At 55.4% G+C, this 20,220-nt stretch carries 11 protein-coding genes and 3 pseudogenes; 9 read left to right on the top strand and 5 right to left on the bottom strand.

Annotated elements, in window-relative coordinates; all coding sequences use genetic code 11:
* Genes dnaA through gyrB form a run of 4 tightly spaced genes read left to right on the top strand, consistent with a single transcriptional unit; the run spans nt 1 to nt 6,214 of the window.
* Entirely contained in the window at nt 1–1,524 is a 1,524-nt protein-coding gene (dnaA, locus tag ACA048_RS00005) for a chromosomal replication initiator protein DnaA (RefSeq protein ID WP_497627425.1), read from the top strand.
* Between the two features lie 39 nt (nt 1,525–1,563).
* Nucleotides 1,564–2,667, top strand: a complete 1,104-nt coding sequence (gene dnaN, locus ACA048_RS00010; protein ID WP_017341709.1) for a DNA polymerase III subunit beta — start codon at nt 1,564–1,566, stop codon at nt 2,665–2,667.
* A gap of 20 nt (nt 2,668–2,687) precedes the next feature.
* Nucleotides 2,688–3,791, top strand: a complete 1,104-nt coding sequence (gene recF / locus ACA048_RS00015) for a DNA replication/repair protein RecF (RefSeq protein WP_007948107.1) — start codon at nt 2,688–2,690, stop codon at nt 3,789–3,791.
* Nucleotides 3,792–3,796: 5 nt separating this feature from the next.
* Nucleotides 3,797–6,214: a DNA topoisomerase (ATP-hydrolyzing) subunit B gene (gyrB, locus tag ACA048_RS00020; RefSeq protein ID WP_497627426.1), complete on the top strand. Its 2,418-nt coding sequence runs from the start codon at nt 3,797–3,799 to the stop codon at nt 6,212–6,214.
* Nucleotides 6,215–6,355: 141 nt separating this feature from the next.
* On the opposite strand, the pseudogene ACA048_RS00025 reads toward gyrB, so the two are convergent.
* Nucleotides 6,356–8,119 (bottom strand): annotated as a pseudogene (locus ACA048_RS00025) (type I restriction enzyme subunit R domain-containing protein); the annotation flags it as partial.
* 29 nt (nt 8,120–8,148) lie between these two features.
* On the opposite strand from ACA048_RS00025, the gene ACA048_RS00030 reads away from it, so the two are divergent.
* The 4 genes from ACA048_RS00030 (at nt 8,149) to ACA048_RS00045 (ending at nt 12,756) form a co-directional block, all read left to right on the top strand.
* Entirely contained in the window at nt 8,149–8,211 is a 63-nt protein-coding gene (locus ACA048_RS00030) for a hypothetical protein (protein ID WP_497629947.1), read from the top strand.
* Nucleotides 8,212–8,255: 44 nt separating this feature from the next.
* On the top strand, nt 8,256–8,609 hold the full coding sequence (locus ACA048_RS00035; RefSeq protein ID WP_497627427.1) for a hypothetical protein: 354 nt from the start codon (nt 8,256–8,258) through the stop codon (nt 8,607–8,609).
* 395 nt (nt 8,610–9,004) lie between these two features.
* On the top strand, nt 9,005–10,168 hold the full coding sequence (locus tag ACA048_RS00040) for a hypothetical protein (RefSeq protein WP_497627428.1): 1,164 nt from the start codon (nt 9,005–9,007) through the stop codon (nt 10,166–10,168).
* A gap of 212 nt (nt 10,169–10,380) precedes the next feature.
* Nucleotides 10,381–12,756, top strand: a complete 2,376-nt coding sequence (locus ACA048_RS00045) for a TOTE conflict system archaeo-eukaryotic primase domain-containing protein (RefSeq protein WP_497627429.1) — start codon at nt 10,381–10,383, stop codon at nt 12,754–12,756.
* 140 nt (nt 12,757–12,896) lie between these two features.
* Here ACA048_RS00045 and ACA048_RS00050 read toward each other — a convergent pair whose 3' ends face one another.
* From ACA048_RS00050 to ACA048_RS00060, 3 genes are read right to left on the bottom strand one after another with little or no spacing between them, the layout of a single operon-like run.
* The gene (locus ACA048_RS00050; protein WP_497627430.1) at nt 12,897–13,871 is read right to left on the bottom strand and encodes a plasmid partitioning protein RepB C-terminal domain-containing protein; all 975 of its coding nucleotides are present in this window, start codon (nt 13,869–13,871) and stop codon (nt 12,897–12,899) included.
* A complete protein-coding gene (locus ACA048_RS00055) occupies nt 13,871–14,779 on the bottom strand; it encodes a plasmid partitioning protein RepB C-terminal domain-containing protein (RefSeq protein ID WP_497627431.1) in 909 nt (302 codons plus the stop codon). The genes ACA048_RS00050 and ACA048_RS00055 overlap by 1 nt, the downstream gene beginning before the upstream one ends.
* The gene (locus tag ACA048_RS00060) at nt 14,776–16,383 is read right to left on the bottom strand and encodes a recombinase family protein (RefSeq protein WP_497627432.1); all 1,608 of its coding nucleotides are present in this window, start codon (nt 16,381–16,383) and stop codon (nt 14,776–14,778) included. The genes ACA048_RS00055 and ACA048_RS00060 overlap by 4 nt, the downstream gene beginning before the upstream one ends.
* A 957-nt stretch (nt 16,384–17,340) precedes the next feature.
* Between ACA048_RS00060 and ltrA the strand changes: the two are divergent.
* A pseudogene (ltrA, locus tag ACA048_RS00065) lies at nt 17,341–18,761 on the top strand (group II intron reverse transcriptase/maturase).
* Between the two features lie 75 nt (nt 18,762–18,836).
* On the opposite strand, the pseudogene ACA048_RS00070 reads toward ltrA, so the two are convergent.
* Nucleotides 18,837–20,028, bottom strand: a pseudogene (locus ACA048_RS00070) (ISL3 family transposase).
* Between the last annotated feature and the right edge of the window lie 192 nt (nt 20,029–20,220).

Raw genomic sequence — 20,220 nt, forward strand, 5'->3', positions numbered from 1 at the left:
GTGTCAGTGGAACTTTGGCAGCAGTGCGTGGAGCTTTTGCGCGAAGAGCTGCCTGCCCAACAATTCAACACTTGGATCCGTCCACTACAGGTCGAAGCCGAAGGCGACGAGTTGCGTGTCTACGCACCGAATCGCTTTGTTCTCGACTGGGTCAACGAAAAGTATCTGGGCCGCGTTCTTGAACTGCTGGATGAGCACGGCAACGGCATAGCGCCCGTGCTGTCCTTATTAATAGGCAGCAAACGCAGTTCGGCACCGCGCGCTGCACCAAATGCGCCGTTGGCTGCCGCTGCGTCTCAGGCGCAGGCTGCTCAAGCACCCGTTAGCGCTCCGGCGCCAGCGCCGACTGCCAGCGCACCGACCAAACGTGCAACGCAAAAAGTGGTCGAGATCAATGAAGAGCCGTCTCGCGACAGCTTCGACCCGATGGCCGGCGCCAGCTCGCAGCAAGCTCCGGTGCGCTCCGAGCAGCGCACCGTGCAAGTCGAAGGCGCGCTCAAGCACACCAGTTACCTGAACCGCACCTTCACCTTTGAAAATTTCGTCGAAGGTAAGTCCAACCAACTGGCCCGGGCGGCTGCCTGGCAGGTGGCGGACAATCCCAAGCACGGTTACAACCCGCTCTTCCTTTATGGTGGCGTCGGCTTGGGTAAGACCCACTTGATGCACGCTGTGGGTAACCACCTATTAAAGAAGAACCCGAATGCCAAGGTCGTGTACCTGCATTCCGAGCGTTTCGTGGCCGACATGGTCAAGGCGCTGCAACTGAATGCGATCAACGAGTTCAAGCGCTTCTACCGTTCGGTGGATGCGTTGCTGATCGATGACATTCAATTCTTCGCCCGCAAGGAACGGTCCCAGGAAGAGTTTTTCCACACCTTCAACGCCCTGCTTGAAGGTGGCCAGCAGGTCATTCTCACCAGTGACCGCTACCCGAAAGAAATCGAAGGCCTTGAAGAGCGTCTCAAATCCCGCTTCGGCTGGGGCCTGACGGTTGCCGTCGAGCCGCCGGAGCTGGAAACCCGCGTCGCGATCTTGATGAAAAAGGCCGATCAGGCCAAAGTCGATCTGCCTCATGACGCCGCGTTCTTCATTGCCCAACGCATACGCTCCAACGTCCGTGAGCTGGAAGGCGCGCTGAAACGCGTGATCGCCCACTCGCACTTCATGGGCCGCGACATCACCATCGAGCTGATTCGCGAATCCCTGAAAGACTTGTTGGCGCTGCAAGACAAATTGGTCTCTGTGGATAACATTCAGCGCACTGTCGCCGAGTACTACAAGATCAAGATCTCCGACCTGCTGTCCAAGCGCCGTTCACGCTCGGTCGCACGTCCGCGTCAGGTTGCAATGGCGTTGTCCAAAGAGTTGACTAACCACAGCCTGCCGGAAATCGGCGATGTGTTTGGCGGCCGCGACCACACCACTGTTTTGCACGCCTGCCGCAAGATCAACGAGCTTAAGGAATCCGACGCGGACATCCGCGAGGACTACAAGAACCTGCTGCGAACACTGACCACTTGATGCACACCAGCGCAGCTTATTAAGGCAAGGGACTAGACCATGCATTTCACCATTCAACGCGAAGCCCTGTTGAAACCCCTGCAACTGGTCGCAGGCGTCGTTGAACGCCGACAGACCTTGCCGGTGCTCTCCAACGTGTTGCTGGTTGTCGAAGGCCAGCAATTGTCGCTGACCGGTACTGACCTGGAAGTCGAACTGGTCGGTCGTGTGCAACTTGAAGAGCCTGCTGATCCAGGTTCCATCACTGTGCCAGCGCGCAAGCTGATGGACATCTGCAAGAGCCTGCCAAACGACGCGCTGATCGACATCAAGGTCGACGAACAGAAGCTGGTAGTGAAAGCTGGCCGCAGCCGCTTCACTTTGTCGACCCTGCCGGCCAACGATTTCCCGACCGTGGAAGAAGGCCCGGGCTCGCTGACTTGCAGCCTGGAGCAAAGCAAGCTGCGTCGCCTGATCGAGCGCACCAGCTTTGCCATGGCTCAGCAGGACGTTCGTTACTACCTGAACGGTATGCTGTTGGAAGTCTCGGCCGGTATCATTCGCGCCGTGGCCACCGACGGTCACCGTCTGGCCATGTGCTCGATGCAGGCCGATATCGGTCAGCCGGATCGCCATCAGGTCATCGTTCCACGTAAGGGCATCCTTGAACTGGCACGCCTGCTGACTGAGCCGGACGGCATCGTCAGCATCGTCCTGGGGCAGCACCATATCCGTGCTACCACCGGTGAATTCACCTTCACCTCGAAACTGGTTGACGGTAAATTCCCGGATTACGAGCGTGTGCTGCCTAAAGGCGGCGACAAGCTGGTACTTGGCGACCGTCAGGCGTTGCGTGAAGCCTTCAGCCGTACCGCGATTCTGTCCAATGAGAAGTACCGTGGTATCCGTCTGCAACTGGCCAACGGTCAGCTGAAAATCCAGGCGAACAACCCGGAGCAGGAAGAAGCGGAAGAAGAAGTGGGTGTTGAATACAACGGCGGCAATCTGGAAATCGGCTTCAACGTCAGCTATCTGCTCGACGTACTGGGCGTGATGACCACCGAGCAAGTTCGCCTGATCCTGTCCGACTCCAACAGCAGTGCGCTGGTGCAAGAATCCGACAACGACGACTCGGCTTACGTTGTCATGCCGATGCGCCTGTAATCATGTTCAGCAGAAGCTAGATGTCGCTAAGTCGCGTCTCGGTCACCGCGGTGCGCAATTTGCACCCGGTGACCTTCTCCCCCTCCCCCCGAATCAACATACTTTACGGCGCCAACGGCAGCGGCAAAACCAGTGTTCTGGAAGCCATCCATCTGCTGGGGCTTGCCCGGTCGTTTCGTAGCAGCCGTTTGTTGCCGGTGATTCAATACGAGCAATTGGCGTGCACCGTGTTTGGCCAGGTTGAATTGGCTGAGGGTGGACACAGCGCGTTGGGCATCTCGCGCGACCGTCAGGGTGAATTTCAGATCCGCATCGACGGACAGAATGCTCGCAGTGCGGCGCAATTGGCAGAGATCCTGCCACTCCAGCTGATCAACCCTGACAGCTTTCGCTTACTGGAAGGTGCGCCGAAGATTCGCCGGCAGTTTCTCGACTGGGGCGTGTTCCACGTGGAACCGCGTTTCATGTCCACCTGGCAGCGCTTGCAGAAGGCCCTGCGCCAGAGAAACTCTTGGCTGCGACATGGTACACTTGACGCCGTTTCGCAAGCGGTTTGGGACAGGGAACTGTGCCAGGCCAGCGCTGAAATCGATGAATACCGCCGCGCTTACATCAAAGCCTTGAAACCAGTCTTTGAACAGACCTTGAGCGAATTGGTTGAGCTTGAAGGCTTGACCCTCAGCTATTACCGAGGCTGGGACAAAGACCGCGAACTGAGTGCCGTACTCGCTGGGTCCCTTCACCGGGACCAGCAAATGGGTCATACCCAGGCCGGACCACAACGCGCTGATTTGCGCCTCAGACTGGGCGCACATAATGCCGCGGACATTTTGTCCCGGGGTCAGCAGAAGTTGGTGGTCTGTGCGTTGCGGATTGCCCAAGGGCACCTGGTTAGCCAGGCCCGACGCGGCCAGTGTATTTATCTGGTGGACGATCTGCCGTCCGAACTGGACGAGCACCACCGACGTGCGCTTTGCCGCTTGCTGGAAGACTTACGCTGCCAGGTCTTTATCACCTGTGTAGATCACGAATTATTGAGGGAAGGCTGGCAGACGGAAACGCCAGTCGCTCTGTTCCACGTGGAACAGGGCCGTATCACCCAGACCCACGACCATCGGGAGTGAAGGCATTGAGCGAAGAAAATACGTACGACTCAACGAGCATTAAAGTGCTGAAAGGCCTGGATGCCGTACGCAAACGTCCCGGTATGTACATTGGTGACACCGACGATGGCAGCGGTCTGCACCACATGGTGTTCGAAGTGGTCGATAACTCGATCGACGAAGCTCTCGCCGGCCACTGCGACGACATCAGCATCATCATTCACCCGGATGAGTCCATCACCGTTCGCGACAACGGCCGGGGCATCCCGGTAGACGTGCACAAAGAAGAAGGCGTTTCGGCAGCAGAGGTCATCATGACCGTGTTGCACGCCGGCGGTAAGTTCGACGACAACTCCTACAAAGTATCCGGCGGTCTGCACGGTGTAGGTGTGTCGGTGGTGAACGCACTGTCCAAAGAACTGATCCTGACCGTTCGCCGCAGCGGCAAGATCTGGGAACAGACTTACATCCACGGTGTTCCGCAAGAGCCGATGAAGATCGTTGGCGAAAGCGAAACCACAGGTACCCAGATTCACTTCAAGCCTTCGGCTGAAACCTTCAAGAACATCCACTTTAGCTGGGACATCCTGGCCAAGCGGATTCGTGAACTGTCCTTCCTCAACTCCGGTGTCGGCATCGTCCTTAAAGATGAGCGCAGCGGCAAGGAAGAGCTGTTCAAGTATGAAGGCGGCCTGCGTGCGTTCGTTGAATACCTGAACACCAACAAGACTGCGGTCAACCAGGTGTTCCACTTCAACATTCAGCGTGAAGACGGCATCGGCGTGGAGATCGCCCTGCAGTGGAACGACAGCTTCAACGAGAACTTGTTGTGCTTCACCAACAACATTCCACAGCGCGATGGCGGTACTCACCTGGTGGGTTTCCGTTCAGCACTGACGCGTAACCTGAACACCTACATCGAAGCTGAAGGTCTGGCGAAGAAACACAAAGTCGCGACCACCGGTGACGATGCCCGCGAAGGCCTGACCGCGATCATTTCGGTGAAAGTACCGGATCCGAAGTTCAGCTCCCAGACCAAAGACAAGCTGGTGTCTTCCGAAGTGAAGACCGCGGTCGAACAGGAAATGGGCAAGTACTTCTCCGACTTCCTGCTGGAAAACCCGAACGAAGCCAAACTGGTCGTCGGCAAGATGATCGATGCGGCACGTGCGCGTGAAGCCGCGCGTAAAGCCCGGGAGATGACACGTCGTAAAGGCGCGCTGGATATCGCTGGCCTGCCGGGCAAACTGGCTGACTGCCAGGAAAAAGACCCTGCCCTGTCCGAACTGTACCTCGTGGAAGGTGACTCTGCTGGCGGCTCCGCCAAGCAGGGACGTAACCGCCGTACCCAGGCTATCCTGCCGCTGAAAGGCAAGATCCTGAACGTCGAGAAGGCACGCTTCGACAAGATGATCTCTTCGCAAGAAGTGGGCACCTTGATCACCGCGCTGGGTTGTGGCATCGGCCGCGACGAGTACAACATCGACAAGCTGCGCTATCACAACATCATCATCATGACCGATGCTGACGTCGACGGTTCGCACATCCGTACCCTGTTGCTGACCTTCTTCTTCCGTCAGTTGCCGGAGCTGATCGAGCGCGGCTACATCTACATTGCGCAGCCACCGCTGTACAAGGTCAAGAAAGGCAAGCAAGAGCAATACATCAAAGACGACGACGCCATGGAAGAGTACATGACGCAGTCGGCCCTGGAAGATGCAAGCCTGCACCTGAACGAAGAAGCACCGGGAATCTCCGGTGAAGCGCTTGAGCGCCTGGTGAATGACTTCCGTCTGGTGATGAAGACCCTAAAGCGTCTGTCGCGCCTGTACCCACAGGAGTTGACCGAGCACTTCATTTACCTGCCTGCGGTGAGCATGGATCAACTGTCCGATCATGCAGCGATGCAGGATTGGCTGGCTCAATACGAAGTTCGCCTGCGCACCGTAGAGAAGTCTGGCCTGGTGTACAAAGCCAGCCTGCGTGAAGACCGTGAACGTAACGTCTGGCTGCCAGAGGTCGAACTGATCTCCCACGGCCTGTCGAACTACGTCACCTTCAACCGCGACTTCTTCGGCAGCAACGACTATAAAACGGTCGTTTCCCTGGGCGCTCAATTGAGCACCCTGCTCGACGACGGCGCGTACATCCAGCGTGGCGAGCGCAAGAAGCCGGTCACCGAGTTCAAGGAAGCCCTTGAATGGCTGATGGCTGAAAGCACCAAGCGTCACACCATCCAGCGATACAAAGGTCTGGGTGAGATGAACCCGGATCAGCTGTGGGAAACCACCATGGACCCAAGCCAGCGCCGGATGCTCAAAGTGACCATCGAAGACGCCATTGGCGCAGACCAGATCTTCAACACCCTGATGGGTGATGCGGTCGAACCTCGCCGAGACTTCATCGAAAGCAATGCCCTCGCGGTCTCGAACCTGGACTTCTGATCCTGTGTAGGTGGGCAAAGTTAATTGCCACTTCGGTCAAAGTTAAGCGGCTCGACCAAAGTTAGTTGCAACAAAAAGGCCCGATAGGAAACTATCGGGCCTTTTTGCTGGGCTTTTTACACACAGGTAGGCATTACGACATTACGCACCAAGCTGCGGAGGTTCAGTCAGTTTGGAAGTGCCTTGGTGGTAGGTAGAGTCAAAAACTATGTCCGTCAGCCAGCGCTTAAAACTGGGATTGTCACTGAACTGCTTGAAGAGCTCCGTATGATCGGAGATCAGCTCTAGCACTACGCGATTCAACGCTTTGTCGTGCTCCAGCTTGGCGTTCTGCTTATCGGAGTTGGCCTGCGCGTTTTGGTAAGCCTTGTCCTGCGCCACGCGCGCGGGAATCTCCTCGGTGATGACCTTGCGAATCTTGTCGCCGTCCTTCCACTCGATGTTGCCGAACATATCGTTGAACGCTTTGATGATGTTCGAGAGCTTGTCGATATCAGGGGTACCGCCCACGCCACCTCCACCGGGCGGGGGCGGCTCGATGAAGGCGTCTGCATCGTGCATAGACATCTTCAGTGATGCCTGCGCCTCCACCCGATAACTGTCCATATCGATGGACTCCAGTACACCCTTGGAGAGGTCTTCTTCTTTCGGAGCCGGTAGTTTTGGAATCAAGAAATTCAAGAAGATCGACAGCTTCTCCCATGCTGGGTAACCGTAGATCAGGATTGCAGCTAGAAAACCGTAGCTACGAACGAAAGCTTTGGCCTTCCCCTTGAATTCGACTTGGCCATCTTCATCCAGGTTGTCGATGTACTCGGCAACGCAAACATCGAGGATGGGATCAAGTTTGTCGCGGTCTGCGCCCGTGACGTAGAGCGCGACCAAATCCTCAATCTGCCGCCAGCTGTACACCTGCTTGGCATCGAGGTCACTCTTCAGATCATGCAGCTTGTTGGGGTCGGTTTCACCTACCTGAACCGTAGCGCGGTAATAGTCCTGAAATGCAGCCTTGATGGTCTCGGCGTTGTCCGCGAAATCCAGCACAAAGGTATCGCGCTTTTGCGGGTGGGCTCGATTCAGTCGCGACAGTGTTTGCACCGCCAGCACGCCCGCCAGCGGTTTGTCCACGTACATCGTATGCAGCAGAGGTTCGTCGAAGCCCGTCACGAACTTGTTGGCAACGATTAGGAAGCGATACGGATCTTGCTTGAGCTTGGACGGTATGTCCTTGCTCGGGAAATTGTTGAGATCGGCTTCGGTTTTTTTCGCCCCGCCAATTTCAAAGTCACCCGAGTACGCCACGATGGCCTTGAACGGGCTCTTAATCGTGGCGAGATAATCCGATACCTCGCGGTAGTAGTCGATGGCTCGTGCAATGCCGTTGCAGACGATCATTGCCCGCGCCTTGCCACCGATCTTCTGCTTGCCGACCACCTGCACTACGAAGTGATCGACCATGATCTCGGCCTTCTTGCGGATGGCCTTGTTGTGAGATTCGACGTAGTAGCGAATCTTCTTCAGCGCCTTAGCCTTGTCGAAATCAGGATCATCCTCGACCGTCTTGGCTACTTGGTAGAAGCTATCCACCGACGTGTAGTTCGCAATCACGTCGAGGATGAAACCCTCCTGAATCGCCTGTTTGGTGGTGTAGGCCAGCTCCTCAGGTGAGCGATAGCGTGGCTCGCCACCCTCCATAAATCGTTCCCCGAACAACTCTAGTGTCCGGTTTTTCGGCGTGGCGGTGAAGGCAAAGTAGCTGGCGTTGGTCAGCATTTTGCGAGACTCGATCAACTTATTAACCGCATCCTCGACCGGCTCCTCCTCGTCTTCAGTCTCATCTACATCGGCCCCTTTTACGCCTGACAACGCTGTGTGCATCTTGGCCGTTGTTTTGCCCCCTTGGCTTCTGCTTTCAAACCCGCAATACCGTGTACGTGCTGCTGGGCAACGGTGTCCGCAAATCAGCGGAGCTGGCGACGGTGGTCAAAGTGTTCTAGACACGGGCCTTCCATCACTCACCCTGATGGTAAAGGAGCTGATCATGAAGCCCCCACATCGTTTCAGCGAGCTCAGGCTGGCGGCAGCACAACATTATTTCGTCGACTTGGCGATTACTGCCTTTTTAACAGAAGTCGAGATTACGGCGTGCTGCGCGGTGGGCATGGTGCACCGGCACATCCGGGCTGGCGCGGGGCGGTTTGAGGACGGGCATCGCATTCGCACATCGGATATCCACAGCGTGGTGCAAAACGGCAGTTACTGGCTTCTGTTCACCGCGAGCGGCAGTTGTTATGTGATCGTCAGCTTTAAATACCCCGGTGGACGACAGTCACTGAAACACTTTTTGAAGGTGCTGAGCGATGGCTTTTACAACACCCCCCATCGCCTGCAGTAGGGCTCCAATCAGCGCAGAGGTGGCTTCAGCGGTGTTGGCCATGAGTGACACAGCGGCATGGACGCCGCCGTATGAGCGCGGAACCTTCAGCGGGCCATGGCTGACGATTTCGACACGCCCAGGCGGTCAGCCCTGGCACCGGGGGAGTCGAACCGCGCTGCGCATAACCGGCACAAGGTTAAACCCGATGGGTGGGGCCCCATGGCGGGCATCCCCTGGCGCCGATTGCAAAATCTCGGAAGACCTTACTGGCCGGCCTCGGCGATGTCACTCCGATGCGCCCTGCTATGGCTCGCGGGTTTCCGTTGATGGGTGAACCGGTGGTATTGGCACGCCGGTAAAACGGTGGAAATCAACGTGTGTTTTGCTAGCGGCTGAGCATTGAGGAGCCGATCATGAAGCAATATGATCGTGGTGTGCTGCTGGAGCAGGTCTGGACTGACCCCGTGTCAGTGGTCGCGCCCAAGTATGGGCTGTCTGACGTCGGACTGAAAAAGTTGTGCGCAAGACTGCAGATACCGACGCCCATGCGAGGGTATTGGGCAAAACGTAAAGCCGGTAAGCGCGTGCCGTCTCAACCCCAACTCCGGGATTACACCGGGCCTGCGCGCTACCTATGGCATCACCCTTCGGTGCCGGCCCCGGTGCCACACTCCAAAGTGCCCGTCATCGAGTCGGTTGATCCCCGGCTGCAAGCGGTCATCGAATATGAGCAACAGCCGAGCCACCGGATTCGCGTGGCAGAGCGGCTCACCAATCCCCATGCCCACGTCGTGCAGACGCGTGAGGCGTTGCTTCATCCCGTCTTGGATCAGCGTGGCATGCCCTTCCCCGGTCGTCGTCAGCGGGCACTTGATATGAAGGTTTCGGCGGCCATGCAGCCTCGGGCGCTTCGTATTGCTGACGCCTTGATCAAAGCCCTCGAGACCCGGGGGTATCCAGTGCTCATTGGTGATCGATGCAACGTCGAAATATTAGGGATACAGATTGGTCTGCGCTTTTTCGAGCCGACGAAGCGTTCTGAGGGCAGTCCACCTCCGCGTACCTTGGCGCGAAATGAACGCATCAACTGGAGTTCGATATCGTCGCCGCAGTACGTTCCCACAGGCCAACTTCATGTGTTGGGAGATGCAGGGTATGGCGGGAAAATTATGGACTCCACCCATACGCCTGTTGAGCAGCAACTCAACAAGCTGATCATCATGATGGTTCGGCGCGCCGTCGAGCTGTTGATCGGGCGGGAAGAGCGGGCCATTGCTGAAGTGGGGCGTCGGATACAACGCGATGAAGCCTTAGCCAAAAAGGCGGAGCAGGATGCCGAGCGAGAAAAACTACAGCGGCTTGAAGAGGACGCCCACCATTGGCGCCGGGCCAATGTGCTTCGGGAGTATCTTGTCGAGTTAGAAAAAGTAACCTTCGGTGCCGGAGCCCCGACACAAGTGCAGTTCGCCTATTTACAGTGGGCTAAGGCCAAAGCGGACTGGCTTGATCCCCTTATCCATACGTCGGACGGGCTGCTGGATCTGGATATTAAAATACCCAACCACTATGGCTGGTAGAGGGCGTTCTCCGTGGGGTGCCCTCGCATTTCACTCAGCACCGTCAGCCATGGTTTACGAGCGCCGCCACGTTTGGCTTAAAGGCCCACCACTCATATCGTTGCTAGTCATGAACATCACCGTTTGGCCGCTGTAGACTATGGCGAAATTGGCTTCTCAGACCAACGTAGAACATCTTGGAAGGACGAGACACGGGATTGAATAGAGACCCCATGACTGAATCTGATTCACTGGCACAGTTACAGGCAGAAAATGCCCGATTGATTGCTTTGCTGGAAGCCAATGCTATCGAATGGCGCCTGCCAGTCGCTGTGTCCGTCGTGCCCATTTCAGTCATCGAGTTGCCCGCTCAGCATCTGGGAACCGAGGCCAAGCTCAAGCTGTTTCAGCACTTGTTTCGAGGACGAACTGATGTGTACCCACAACGCTGGGAGAGCAAAACCGGCAAGGCAGGATACTCACCGGCCTGTGCCAATGAATGGCGCCCAGGTGTTTGTCAGAAGCCGAAAATAAAGTGTGGTGACTGCAGCTTCCGCCAATTGGTACCGCTTAATGACCAGGTGCTTTATCGGCATTTGGCGGGCGAAATAGTCGCAGGCGTTTACCCCCTGCTAACCGATGACACCTGTTATTTCCTTGCCGTGGATTTTGACGAGGCCGACTGGCGCGAAGACTTGCTGGGCTTTGCCCAATCCTGTCACGAGCTGGGTGTGCCCGTGGCTTTGGAAATCTCTCGCTCGGGCAATGGTGCTCATGCATGGATTTTCTTCGCCAAAGCGGTCACTGCCCAAGACGCTCGGCGGCTGGGCACGGCGATTATTAGCCATACCTGTGCTCGGACTCGACAACTAAAGCTGAGTTCGTATGACCGACTGTTCCCGAACCAGGACAGGATGCCCAAAGGTGGTTTTGGCAACCTGATTGCGTTGCCGCTGCAGAAGAAAGCCCGCGAGCATGGGTGCAGCGTCTTTGTGGACGGCGAACTCAAGCCGTATGCCGATCAATGGGCATTCCTGGCCACCATCCAGCCAATGGCTGTGGAGGATATCGATCCGGCCATCGTGTGTGCGACCGGTCATGCCCACCCTCTGGACGTAACGTTCGTCGCGGAGGAAGACCAGCCGGAGCCGTGGAACCCCCCCCGCGAACAACAGCTATCTTGCCCAATGCCGGCAACTTTGACCGTTACGTTGGCCAACCTGATTTACTTCGAAAAGTCCGAGCTACCCCAGGCACTGGCTAATCGGTTGATCAGGCTGGCCGCGTTTCAGAATCCAGAATTTTATAAGGCGCAGGCGATGCGTCTGTCGGTCTGGAACAAGCCCCGTATCATCGGCTGTGCAGAGAATTTCCCCAAACACATCGCACTGCCTCGCGGTTGCCTGGATGCCGCGTTAGAGCTTCTGAACGATAACGGTATTGCCCCGATTGTTCAGGATGAGCGTTTTGTCGGAGAGCCGATCAACCTTAACTTCGCCGGTTCATTGCGGGAGGATCAGGAGGCTGCTGTAACGGCGATGCTAGAACACGATGCAGGCATCCTGTGTGCCCCAACCGCATTCGGCAAAACCGTGGCCGCTGCTGCGCTGATTGCACGCCGGGGCGTTAACACGCTGGTACTCGTCCATCGAACTGACCTGCTTCGACAGTGGCAAGAGCGTTTGCAGATGTTTCTTGGCCTGGGCAAGGGGCTTGTCGGCACCATCGGTGGTGGGAAGGCCAAGCCGACCGGGGTCATCGATATAGCCGTGATGCAGTCGTTGTCACGGCAAGGTGAGGTGAGCGATCAGGTGAAAAACTATGGGCAGGTCATCGTTGATGAATGCCATCACCTCTCGGCATTTTCGTTTGAAGCGATCCTTAAAAGTGTTCGGGCAAAATACGTGCTTGGCCTGACAGCCACACCGGTACGCCGTGATGGACAGCACCCCATCATATTTATGCAGTGTGGGCCGATTCGACATACGGCAAGCAGGCCAACAAGTGCCCCGAGTGATTTGATGGTGGAAACTCGACTGTTGTCGGGCCAGATCAATGTGCCCGAGGGCGCGGGTATTCAGGAGGTATTCCGGCATCTGGCTGATAATATTGAGCGTACCCAGCGGGTCACGTTCGAAGTCGAAAAAGCCTTTAACGAAGGGCGTAAGGTGCTGGTGCTGACGGAACGAACCGATCACTTGAGCGCCATTGAAGCGGCACTGGTTGGTCGTGTGCAGAACCTGTTTACCTTGCACGGGCGAATGTCGAAAAAGCAGCGTTTGGCGCTAACGGATGAGCTGGCTGCTCTATCCTCGGATGCCCCTCGGGTACTCTTGGCCACCGGTAAGCTGGTGGGGGAAGGCTTTGATCATCCCCCATTGGATACCTTGGTGCTGGCAATGCCCATTTCTTGGAAGGGAACACTTCAACAGTACGCCGGGCGTTTGCATCGGGAGCACGCGAGCAAAGCAGACGTGCGCATAATCGACTTCATCGATGCAGGGCATCCAGCGCTGATGCGAATGTGGGATAAGCGCCAAAGTGGATACCGGGCGATGGGTTACCGACTTGAAGATACCTCAAGCTCAATGGAGCTGTTTCGAACTTGAGCGATGAGCTCATCGAGCGAAGCTAGAAGGCTGTTCGATCTACTCTGAACATATGAGATTGGCTTAGTTTTTTAGATTGTGTTTGGGGCCATGGCCTTCAGACGGGACTGCTCAAAACCTGAGCGTTCGGCTCAAGCGATCTATTTTGTCGGTTCGGCAGCGGGAGCCGGTAGAACAGTTTCTAGTTCGTCACTTCCCCACGGTAGTTCAGTCAGCTCGGCGATGGATTGGAATTCTTTCAGGTATTCAGGTTGGTGCTTGGCCAGCCACCGGACAACTGCAGCGTTGGCGAGAAGCTCGGTTAGGTAGCCTTTGATGACCGTGAGATGAAGGACATCTGGCCCGTAGTCCTCCTCGACTGTTTTGATCTGCATTTGCAAGGCGGCAAGCTCACGCTCTAGGCGAGCGATTGATTCTGCTGAGATCTGCTGATCAGGAAGGGGCTTTTTTGGTACTGCCAGTTGGTCTGATGGCGTGGCGGCCAAAAGGGCTTTAGCGAGCAGGACTGAGAGATTTTTGTTTCCAATCATCAACTCCGCCGCTTCAATTTGCCTCAGCGGTTTCATCTGCCTTAAAAGATTGAATACTTCTGCCGGGCAATCTGTGTCACCCAGAAGCATAACGGCTTCTGCACAAATGCCATTAAGCAGACGAAATTTCTGTTTGATTGTCTGTGGTGATAATCCAAGAGCTTTACCAAGTCGCTCCGCCGAGACCCCACGCTCCATAGCGCGCACAATCATTTTGTTACTTTGTACGGCAGAAAGTTTGTTGGTACGTTTGTTGTACGAATACGTGTCATCGTCGGTGGCCACGAGGCAATCGACGTCCAGCTCGCCCAAATCCTTTAGCGCCTCAATACGCAGATGGCCATCCAGCAAAAAATAATGCCCATTGCGTCCAGGAACTGGCGTCACAGCTGGAGGCTCAACCAATCCCACATCCTGGATCGAAGCTAGAATTTGTTGGTACTTGAGACTTTCTTTTACTGCTGGGCGTGAGATTTTAAGGGGCAGAATATTGGCCACTTTGACTCGAACGCACTCATCCAAAAAAGCATTTTTCGGAACGTGAGTTGGCTTGGGGTTAGTAGGCTCGTGTGTTTGGTCAGGCATCACAACCCCCTTCCATTCCAAAGCCGGGCCTGTATCAGTTTCGGCAATGAGTTCAGATGCTCTGTATAGAGCAGCTTTTCGAAATCACTGACGGATAAGAGATCTTTGATAGCCTGAATGGCGAAAACTACCCGGTCATGGGTAAAAGCTGCCTTTTTCACCATCAGGCGTTGTCGTTCGGCCTCCCGTTCGAACAGGCGTCTCAGGTCTGCGGGAGTTATTCTTTTCTTTTTATTCTGACTACCTGCGCCTAGCGCGCTCCCCCGAACGAGCTTGTCCCTCTTGGCCCGCAGCTCGAGAAGGTGTCGTAGCTTCGTAATTTTCTTTCCTTTTATTCCGCGCTCGTAGGCGTCAGTAAGTACATTTTGAATGTCGCTTTCAGTGCTACGGGCTATATCTGTCGCCATGCTGAGCGGTATCAACCCAGTTTCAACCGCCGACAGGAGCTTTTCTTCTCCGCGTTCGAGTAGCCCAACAATCATGCTGACCCATGATGCTGTGGTGCCAATTATTTTTGCGATGTCCGCATCTGACTTGCCCCGCTCCTTCAAACGTCCGACCTCATTCATCAGGTCTATCGGGCGGTGATGCCTTCGAGCTACGTTCTCCACCAAGCTCATCACAAGGCAGTCTTCCTCCACAGCATCAATCACAAATGCTGGAATCTCTTTGGCTTCCAGAGCGAGGAACGCTTCGAGGCGACCTTGTCCGCACACGAGGTCATAGCTGAGCGGCCCTTGGGGTGAGGCTTTTCGGCTTAGGGTGATAGGGCGCTTGAGGCCCACCGTTTTGATATTCTCGATGAGCTCGCGGTGAACCTTCTTGTTTCTCGTGCGAGGGTTCAGGATGTGAATTTGCGAGATGGGAATGAGTGCAACATGGTCACGTACAGTTGATGGGACGGTCATTGGCAAGCCTCTTTCAGGGAGCAACGCGCAGCAAGCCCATCCAGTACATCCAGCGTTGCGAAACGGTAACTGTCTATTAAGGGGCTATTTTCTTCGGCCATTCTTTTTGGCCATGTCCCCATGTCTATACTGGGAACCAGGTAATAGTCCCGCACTTGAAGGTTTGCTTGTTCCATGCGCACAGCAATCGTGATGTCAGGGGCCAGGCTGTTGTCGAATCTGAGTTTCCAGCGAAGAGTTCCAGCCGGTGTGGGTTGGCAACGGGCAATGACCACGGATGCCGTCCATTCATTGTTAACGGTCAGCAGGTCATTCTGATCGCTGAGTTCGACTCTTGCCCCAACGAACTTCAAGTGGTTTAGAACATCTTCAAGAACCTGCGGATGCAGCTGTCTTAGAGACCGATTGATCTCCAAATATCGATAGTCGCGATCTGGTGTGTAACCGATAAGGGTGTAGGCACGTAAAAGCCCGCCGAAGCGATTTATATAGATAGTGCTGGAGGGCATGTTGTCCTGCTCGTCGATGAGCATCCCAGACAATGAGCCCGCCCGCTGCAATAGGATACGAAGCAGCTCTAGCAGTTGTGCGTCATCCAGGCGGTGCGAGCGCTGAAAGATGATTTCGCGTACACCAGCAAACACTTCCAGTGAAACAATTCCCTGGAATGCCCCATCACAGCGAACCCACTTTTCGGGTGGGTTGCGACTGATGCGTTTGCGTAGCTTGGAGGATGTTTTGTTGTAGACGTTGTTACCAATATATTTCTCGTTGGTCAGCACCTGGTGGACGCTGCCCCGGCTCCAAGGGCGATCAAAGTCGGTGATCAAACCTTCAGCGTTCAGCGCATTGGCAATCTCTCGTTCGTTCATCCCGTTGTGGATAAATTGGTGGTAGATGCGTTGAACCACTTCAATTTCCGCTTCGGGCCCAGGAATTAGGATGACCCTGTCGGTTTGGAGGCTCTTTTGCTGGCCCCGCGATAGTTCTGCCTTGAACTCGCTTTTCTCATCGATCAATGCTCGGCGTAACCCATAGCCTGCCGGCCCACCTTGGTGAAAACCCTTTTCAACGAGACGGCACTGGCCAGCGAAGACTTTTTGGGACAATTCACGGCTGTACTCGCCAGCCATGGATCGTTTGATGCCTTTATATATAGTTGCTAGTGGTGAGCCGTCGTTTTCGAAGGGTTCTGCGCAGTACACCACCCTGATGCCGCTGCTGGTGCAAAGATATTCGTAGTGAGCACTCTCATCTGTGTTCTGAAAACGTCCCCAACGGCTGACGTCATAGACCAGAATGACCTGGAATTGAGTCTTTCCGGTCTGAACATCGTCAAGCAGTGTGCGCAGTGCGTCCCGACCGCCAATATCTAGTCCACTTTTCCCTTCATCACGATAGGTGGTAACGATTTCCATGCCATGGCTCATGGCGTATGCATGAATGGCTGCCGACTGATTTTCGGTGGAGTAGCGTTGATGATCCGTGGACATGCGAACGTATTCCGCAGCCGGCACAGGACTGTCGGAGGAGTTTTCTGAAGTTATCCGCGTGCTTGGAGAGGGCAAGCAGGCCTCCTTTGGGTCAGGAAAATCCTGGCCCATTCGATTCAGCCTAGGGACGATTTGTGACGTAACAGTGACGAGGCATGACCATCAGTCAGGTGGTGGGGAGGGCTCTCGATATTTTACAAAGCGCCGAAAGGCGATGCTCATCAACTTATCGTAGGTGTCTATACGTACAGTTGTTAAAGGTTGATGTTCTATACGACAGATATTGAGGGTTTAGCGCTGAGGCGCCTGTACTGCAAGGTGCAATCCTACTTGAATAGGCAATAAATTTAGTTTAAATTGATTTCATGTTTTGACAATCTGTCAATTTTATACCGGCTGTAATAGTTGGAGGATTAACATTGGCCGAAGTTAGGTTTTAGACGAATAACTTTTCCCGAAGTGGAAATTAACTTTGTCCAATCCTTTTGTATACCGCTGATATTCCAATGTGTCAAAGTCGGTTAACTTTGCTCACCTACATCCTGTGTAGGTTCACACAATAGTTGATCATTTTCACAAATAGATGAATCAACGAACTCAAGCACCAGAAAGGCCAATTCTCTGAATTGGCTTTTTTTTGGGTGCGCCAGGCATGGCGCGTTGCGCGCAAGCGCAATCAGCTTGGCTGTGGTGGCCACGCTGGTGACTTGGAGGTGAAAGTCCTCTACACACCCGGCAAGGGGAAGTGTTAGCCAGAGGCAAGGGTGTCGTGGGTGACTGCGAATCTGAAGGAAGCCCGAGGCAAAGTGCTGGCCTGACGAACAGGAAGCGGATAGAGGCGGCGCAGCGGGGTAAGACGGCCCAAACCGTTAAAGCCCAATACTTGCACGGAACGCTGTGACGTAGATCCGACAGGCATAAGCAGGAAGGTCGCGCGAATTACCCTGGGAGATCTGCACGTTTGCCAGTGTGCTACCGAGCGTCGAGAGGCGACGGGATGAACGTGCAGAAGTCAGCTGAAGCCGTAGTAAGTGGCGAATGACCACGCCACCAAGGGCCGAACAGGTTATGCCGCCAGTAGGCGTCGAAGTCTCGTTGAATACCGAAATGCAGAAATTTCTCCCAGAGAAGACTGTTACTCCGAGTCCCGGACAGAATCCGAGGATGACGGCTGACAGCGCACAGGTATCGACGGCGTCTGTGACGTGGACGAAAGCGGAGCCGGACACGCTGATGGCGCGGGTGCTTGCACCCGCCAACCTCAAGCGTGCGTATCAACGCGTAGTCAGCAACAAGGGCGCGCCGGGTGCCGATGGCATGACGGTCGAGCATTTGTCAGGTTACGTGAAACAGTATTGGCCGATCCTTAAGGCTCGGTTGCTGGCCGGCGAGTATCACCCGCAAGGTGTGCGCGCCGTCGACATCCCCAAACCCAAAGGTGGCACAAGGCAGTTGGGCATTCCCGGTGTCGTGGATCGCCTGATCCAACAAGCTCTGCTGCAACAGCTCACGCCGATCTTCGACCCGCTGTTCTCGAACCACAGCTACGGTTTTCGTCCGGGCAGAAGCGCTCACCAAGCCATCGAAACAGCCCGCGCCCATGTGGCGGCGGGTCACCGTTGGTGCGTGGAACTTGATCTGGAGAAGTTCTTTGATCGGGTCAACCACGATGTCCTGATGGCCTACGTGGCGCGTCAAATCGAAGACAGGCGTGTACTCACGCTGATCCGTCGTTACTCGAAGCGGGAACGATGTCAGGTGGACTCGTCAGTCGACGGCAGGAAGGGACGCCGCAAGGCGGCCCGCTCTCGCCGTTGCTGTCGAACATCCTGCTCAACGAACTCGACCGTGAGCTGGAACGACGGGGCCATCGCTTCGTGCGTTATGCCGATGACGCGAACATTTATGTGCGCAGTCGCCGTGCCGGCGAACGAGTGATGGCCGGCGTCGAGCGTTTCCTGAGCCAGCGCCTGAAACTGACGTTGAACCGGGAAAAGAGCCGTGTGGCACGGCCTTGGGCCTGTGATTACTTAGGCTATGGGATGAGCTGGCATCAACAGCCGAGACTAAGAGTGGCGACGATGAGTCTAGGTCGCTTGCGCGACCGATTGAGAATGCTGTTACGTCATGCTCGGGGCTGCAAAATGGCGACTGTCATCGAGCGGATAAACCCCGTACTGCGTGGCTGGGCAGGATACTTCAAACTCAGTCAGAGCAAGCGGCCGCTTGAGGAAATTGACGGTTGGGTGCGTCACAAGCTTCGCTGTGTCGTATGGCGTCAATGGAAGCGGCCCTCTACGAGGGCGCGCAACTTGATACGTTTGGGACTCGGTGAGGCACGGGCGTGGAAATCGGCAGTCAATGGCCGAGGCCCATGGTGGAACTCGGGAGCGCCACATATGAATCAGGCGCTACCGAAGAAGCTGTGGGATCGACTCGGGCTGGTCTCGATACTGGATACGATAAACCGGCTTAACCGCATAGCCTGAACCGCCGTATACGGAACCGTATGTAAGGTGGTGTGAGAGGACGGCGGATGTGAATCCGCCTCCTACTCGATTTCTTCACGGATTACCGGGAAAGACGCTCTTGATCTTCATGAAAAAGAATTCGCTATCCCGGTAACCGTACGCCATCCGCTTGATGACCTTTATTCGATTGTTTATTCCTTCCAACTGACCGGTGTGCATCGGCCAGCGAACACGGCTTACGATGCCGCGCCAGTACCCCTTTAACCGTTTGGCAAACTGGCTCAGAGCCGGGATTTCGCTTTCATAAGCATGGCCCAGCCATTGTTTCCAGGCCGATCTCCAGCCCCAGCAGTACTCGGCGTCCAGAGCGTTTTGAGTTCAGCTTTCATCAGATAGACCGTCATCAACGCTTGGTTGGCCGCCAGCAGGTCTTCCAAGCGGACCTGTTGCTCCGGTGTTTTCAGGTTCTGCGGGTTACGCAGCAACAGCCATCGCGCCTGCTTGATGACCTTGCGAGCAGGTTTGTCGTGACGCAGCCGATTGGCTTCGTCGACGCGAACCCGATCAATCACCTCTCGGCCATATTTGGCCACCACATGGAAGAGATCGTAGATCACTCGCGCTTTCGGGCAGTGCTGACGAACCTCCAGATCAAAAGCGGTATTCATGTCCATCGCCACCGCTTCGATGCGAGCGCACCCCTCTGGCCCCAGCTCTTCGAAGAATGGCCTGACCGCGGCACGGCTGCGGCTTTCGCCAATCCACAGAACCCGCCGTGTATCGGCGTCCAGCACAACGCTGGCGTAGCGATGACCTTTGAACAACGCGAATTCGTCCATCACCAGGCGACGTGGTTGCGCCTTCGGCAAAGTGCTCAGCGCCGCTTGCAAGGCTCGACGTTCCAGCAACCGAAGCAGCCCAAACATCTGGGCCACGTGCAGAGTGGGAAGGCGCTCGCAGGCTTGAATAACGGCATCGGCCAAGCGGCGCGTCATGCGGGCATAGCGATCCAGCCAACTGACGGCTTCCATGCGTTTGCCACAGTCACGACAGCCAACCCGTCTGAGCAAAACACTGAGGTGCACCGCACGGCCGAGAATGGGCAAATCACGAATGACTCGCTGGCAATACTCATGCGTGGTTGAACAGGTTTTTTGGCAGCTGCTACAGGAAGGGAATCGATCGACATGGGTGTCAAATCGATCTGGAGTGCGTCACCATCAGGTTTGATCGTGACGACAGAAAAGCCCTCCCAAAAAGGAAGGAAAGTATTAATATCGCGCATAAGAACGCCGGTTTGTTAGATGTGTTTGCTCGCACGAACATCATCAATCAAATCGGCGTTCTTGTTTCTGTGTTTCCCGAGATTCCGTGAAGAACCTTTTTTTGGGGGCTGTCTCGTCCTGAATAAGGTTTACACCTTCTGACTTTTTATCAGGAAGGTGCAATGGATACAGGTGCAAAACGCAGTCAGCGC

The organism is Pseudomonas sp. LBUM1659, from assembly GCF_059716045.1.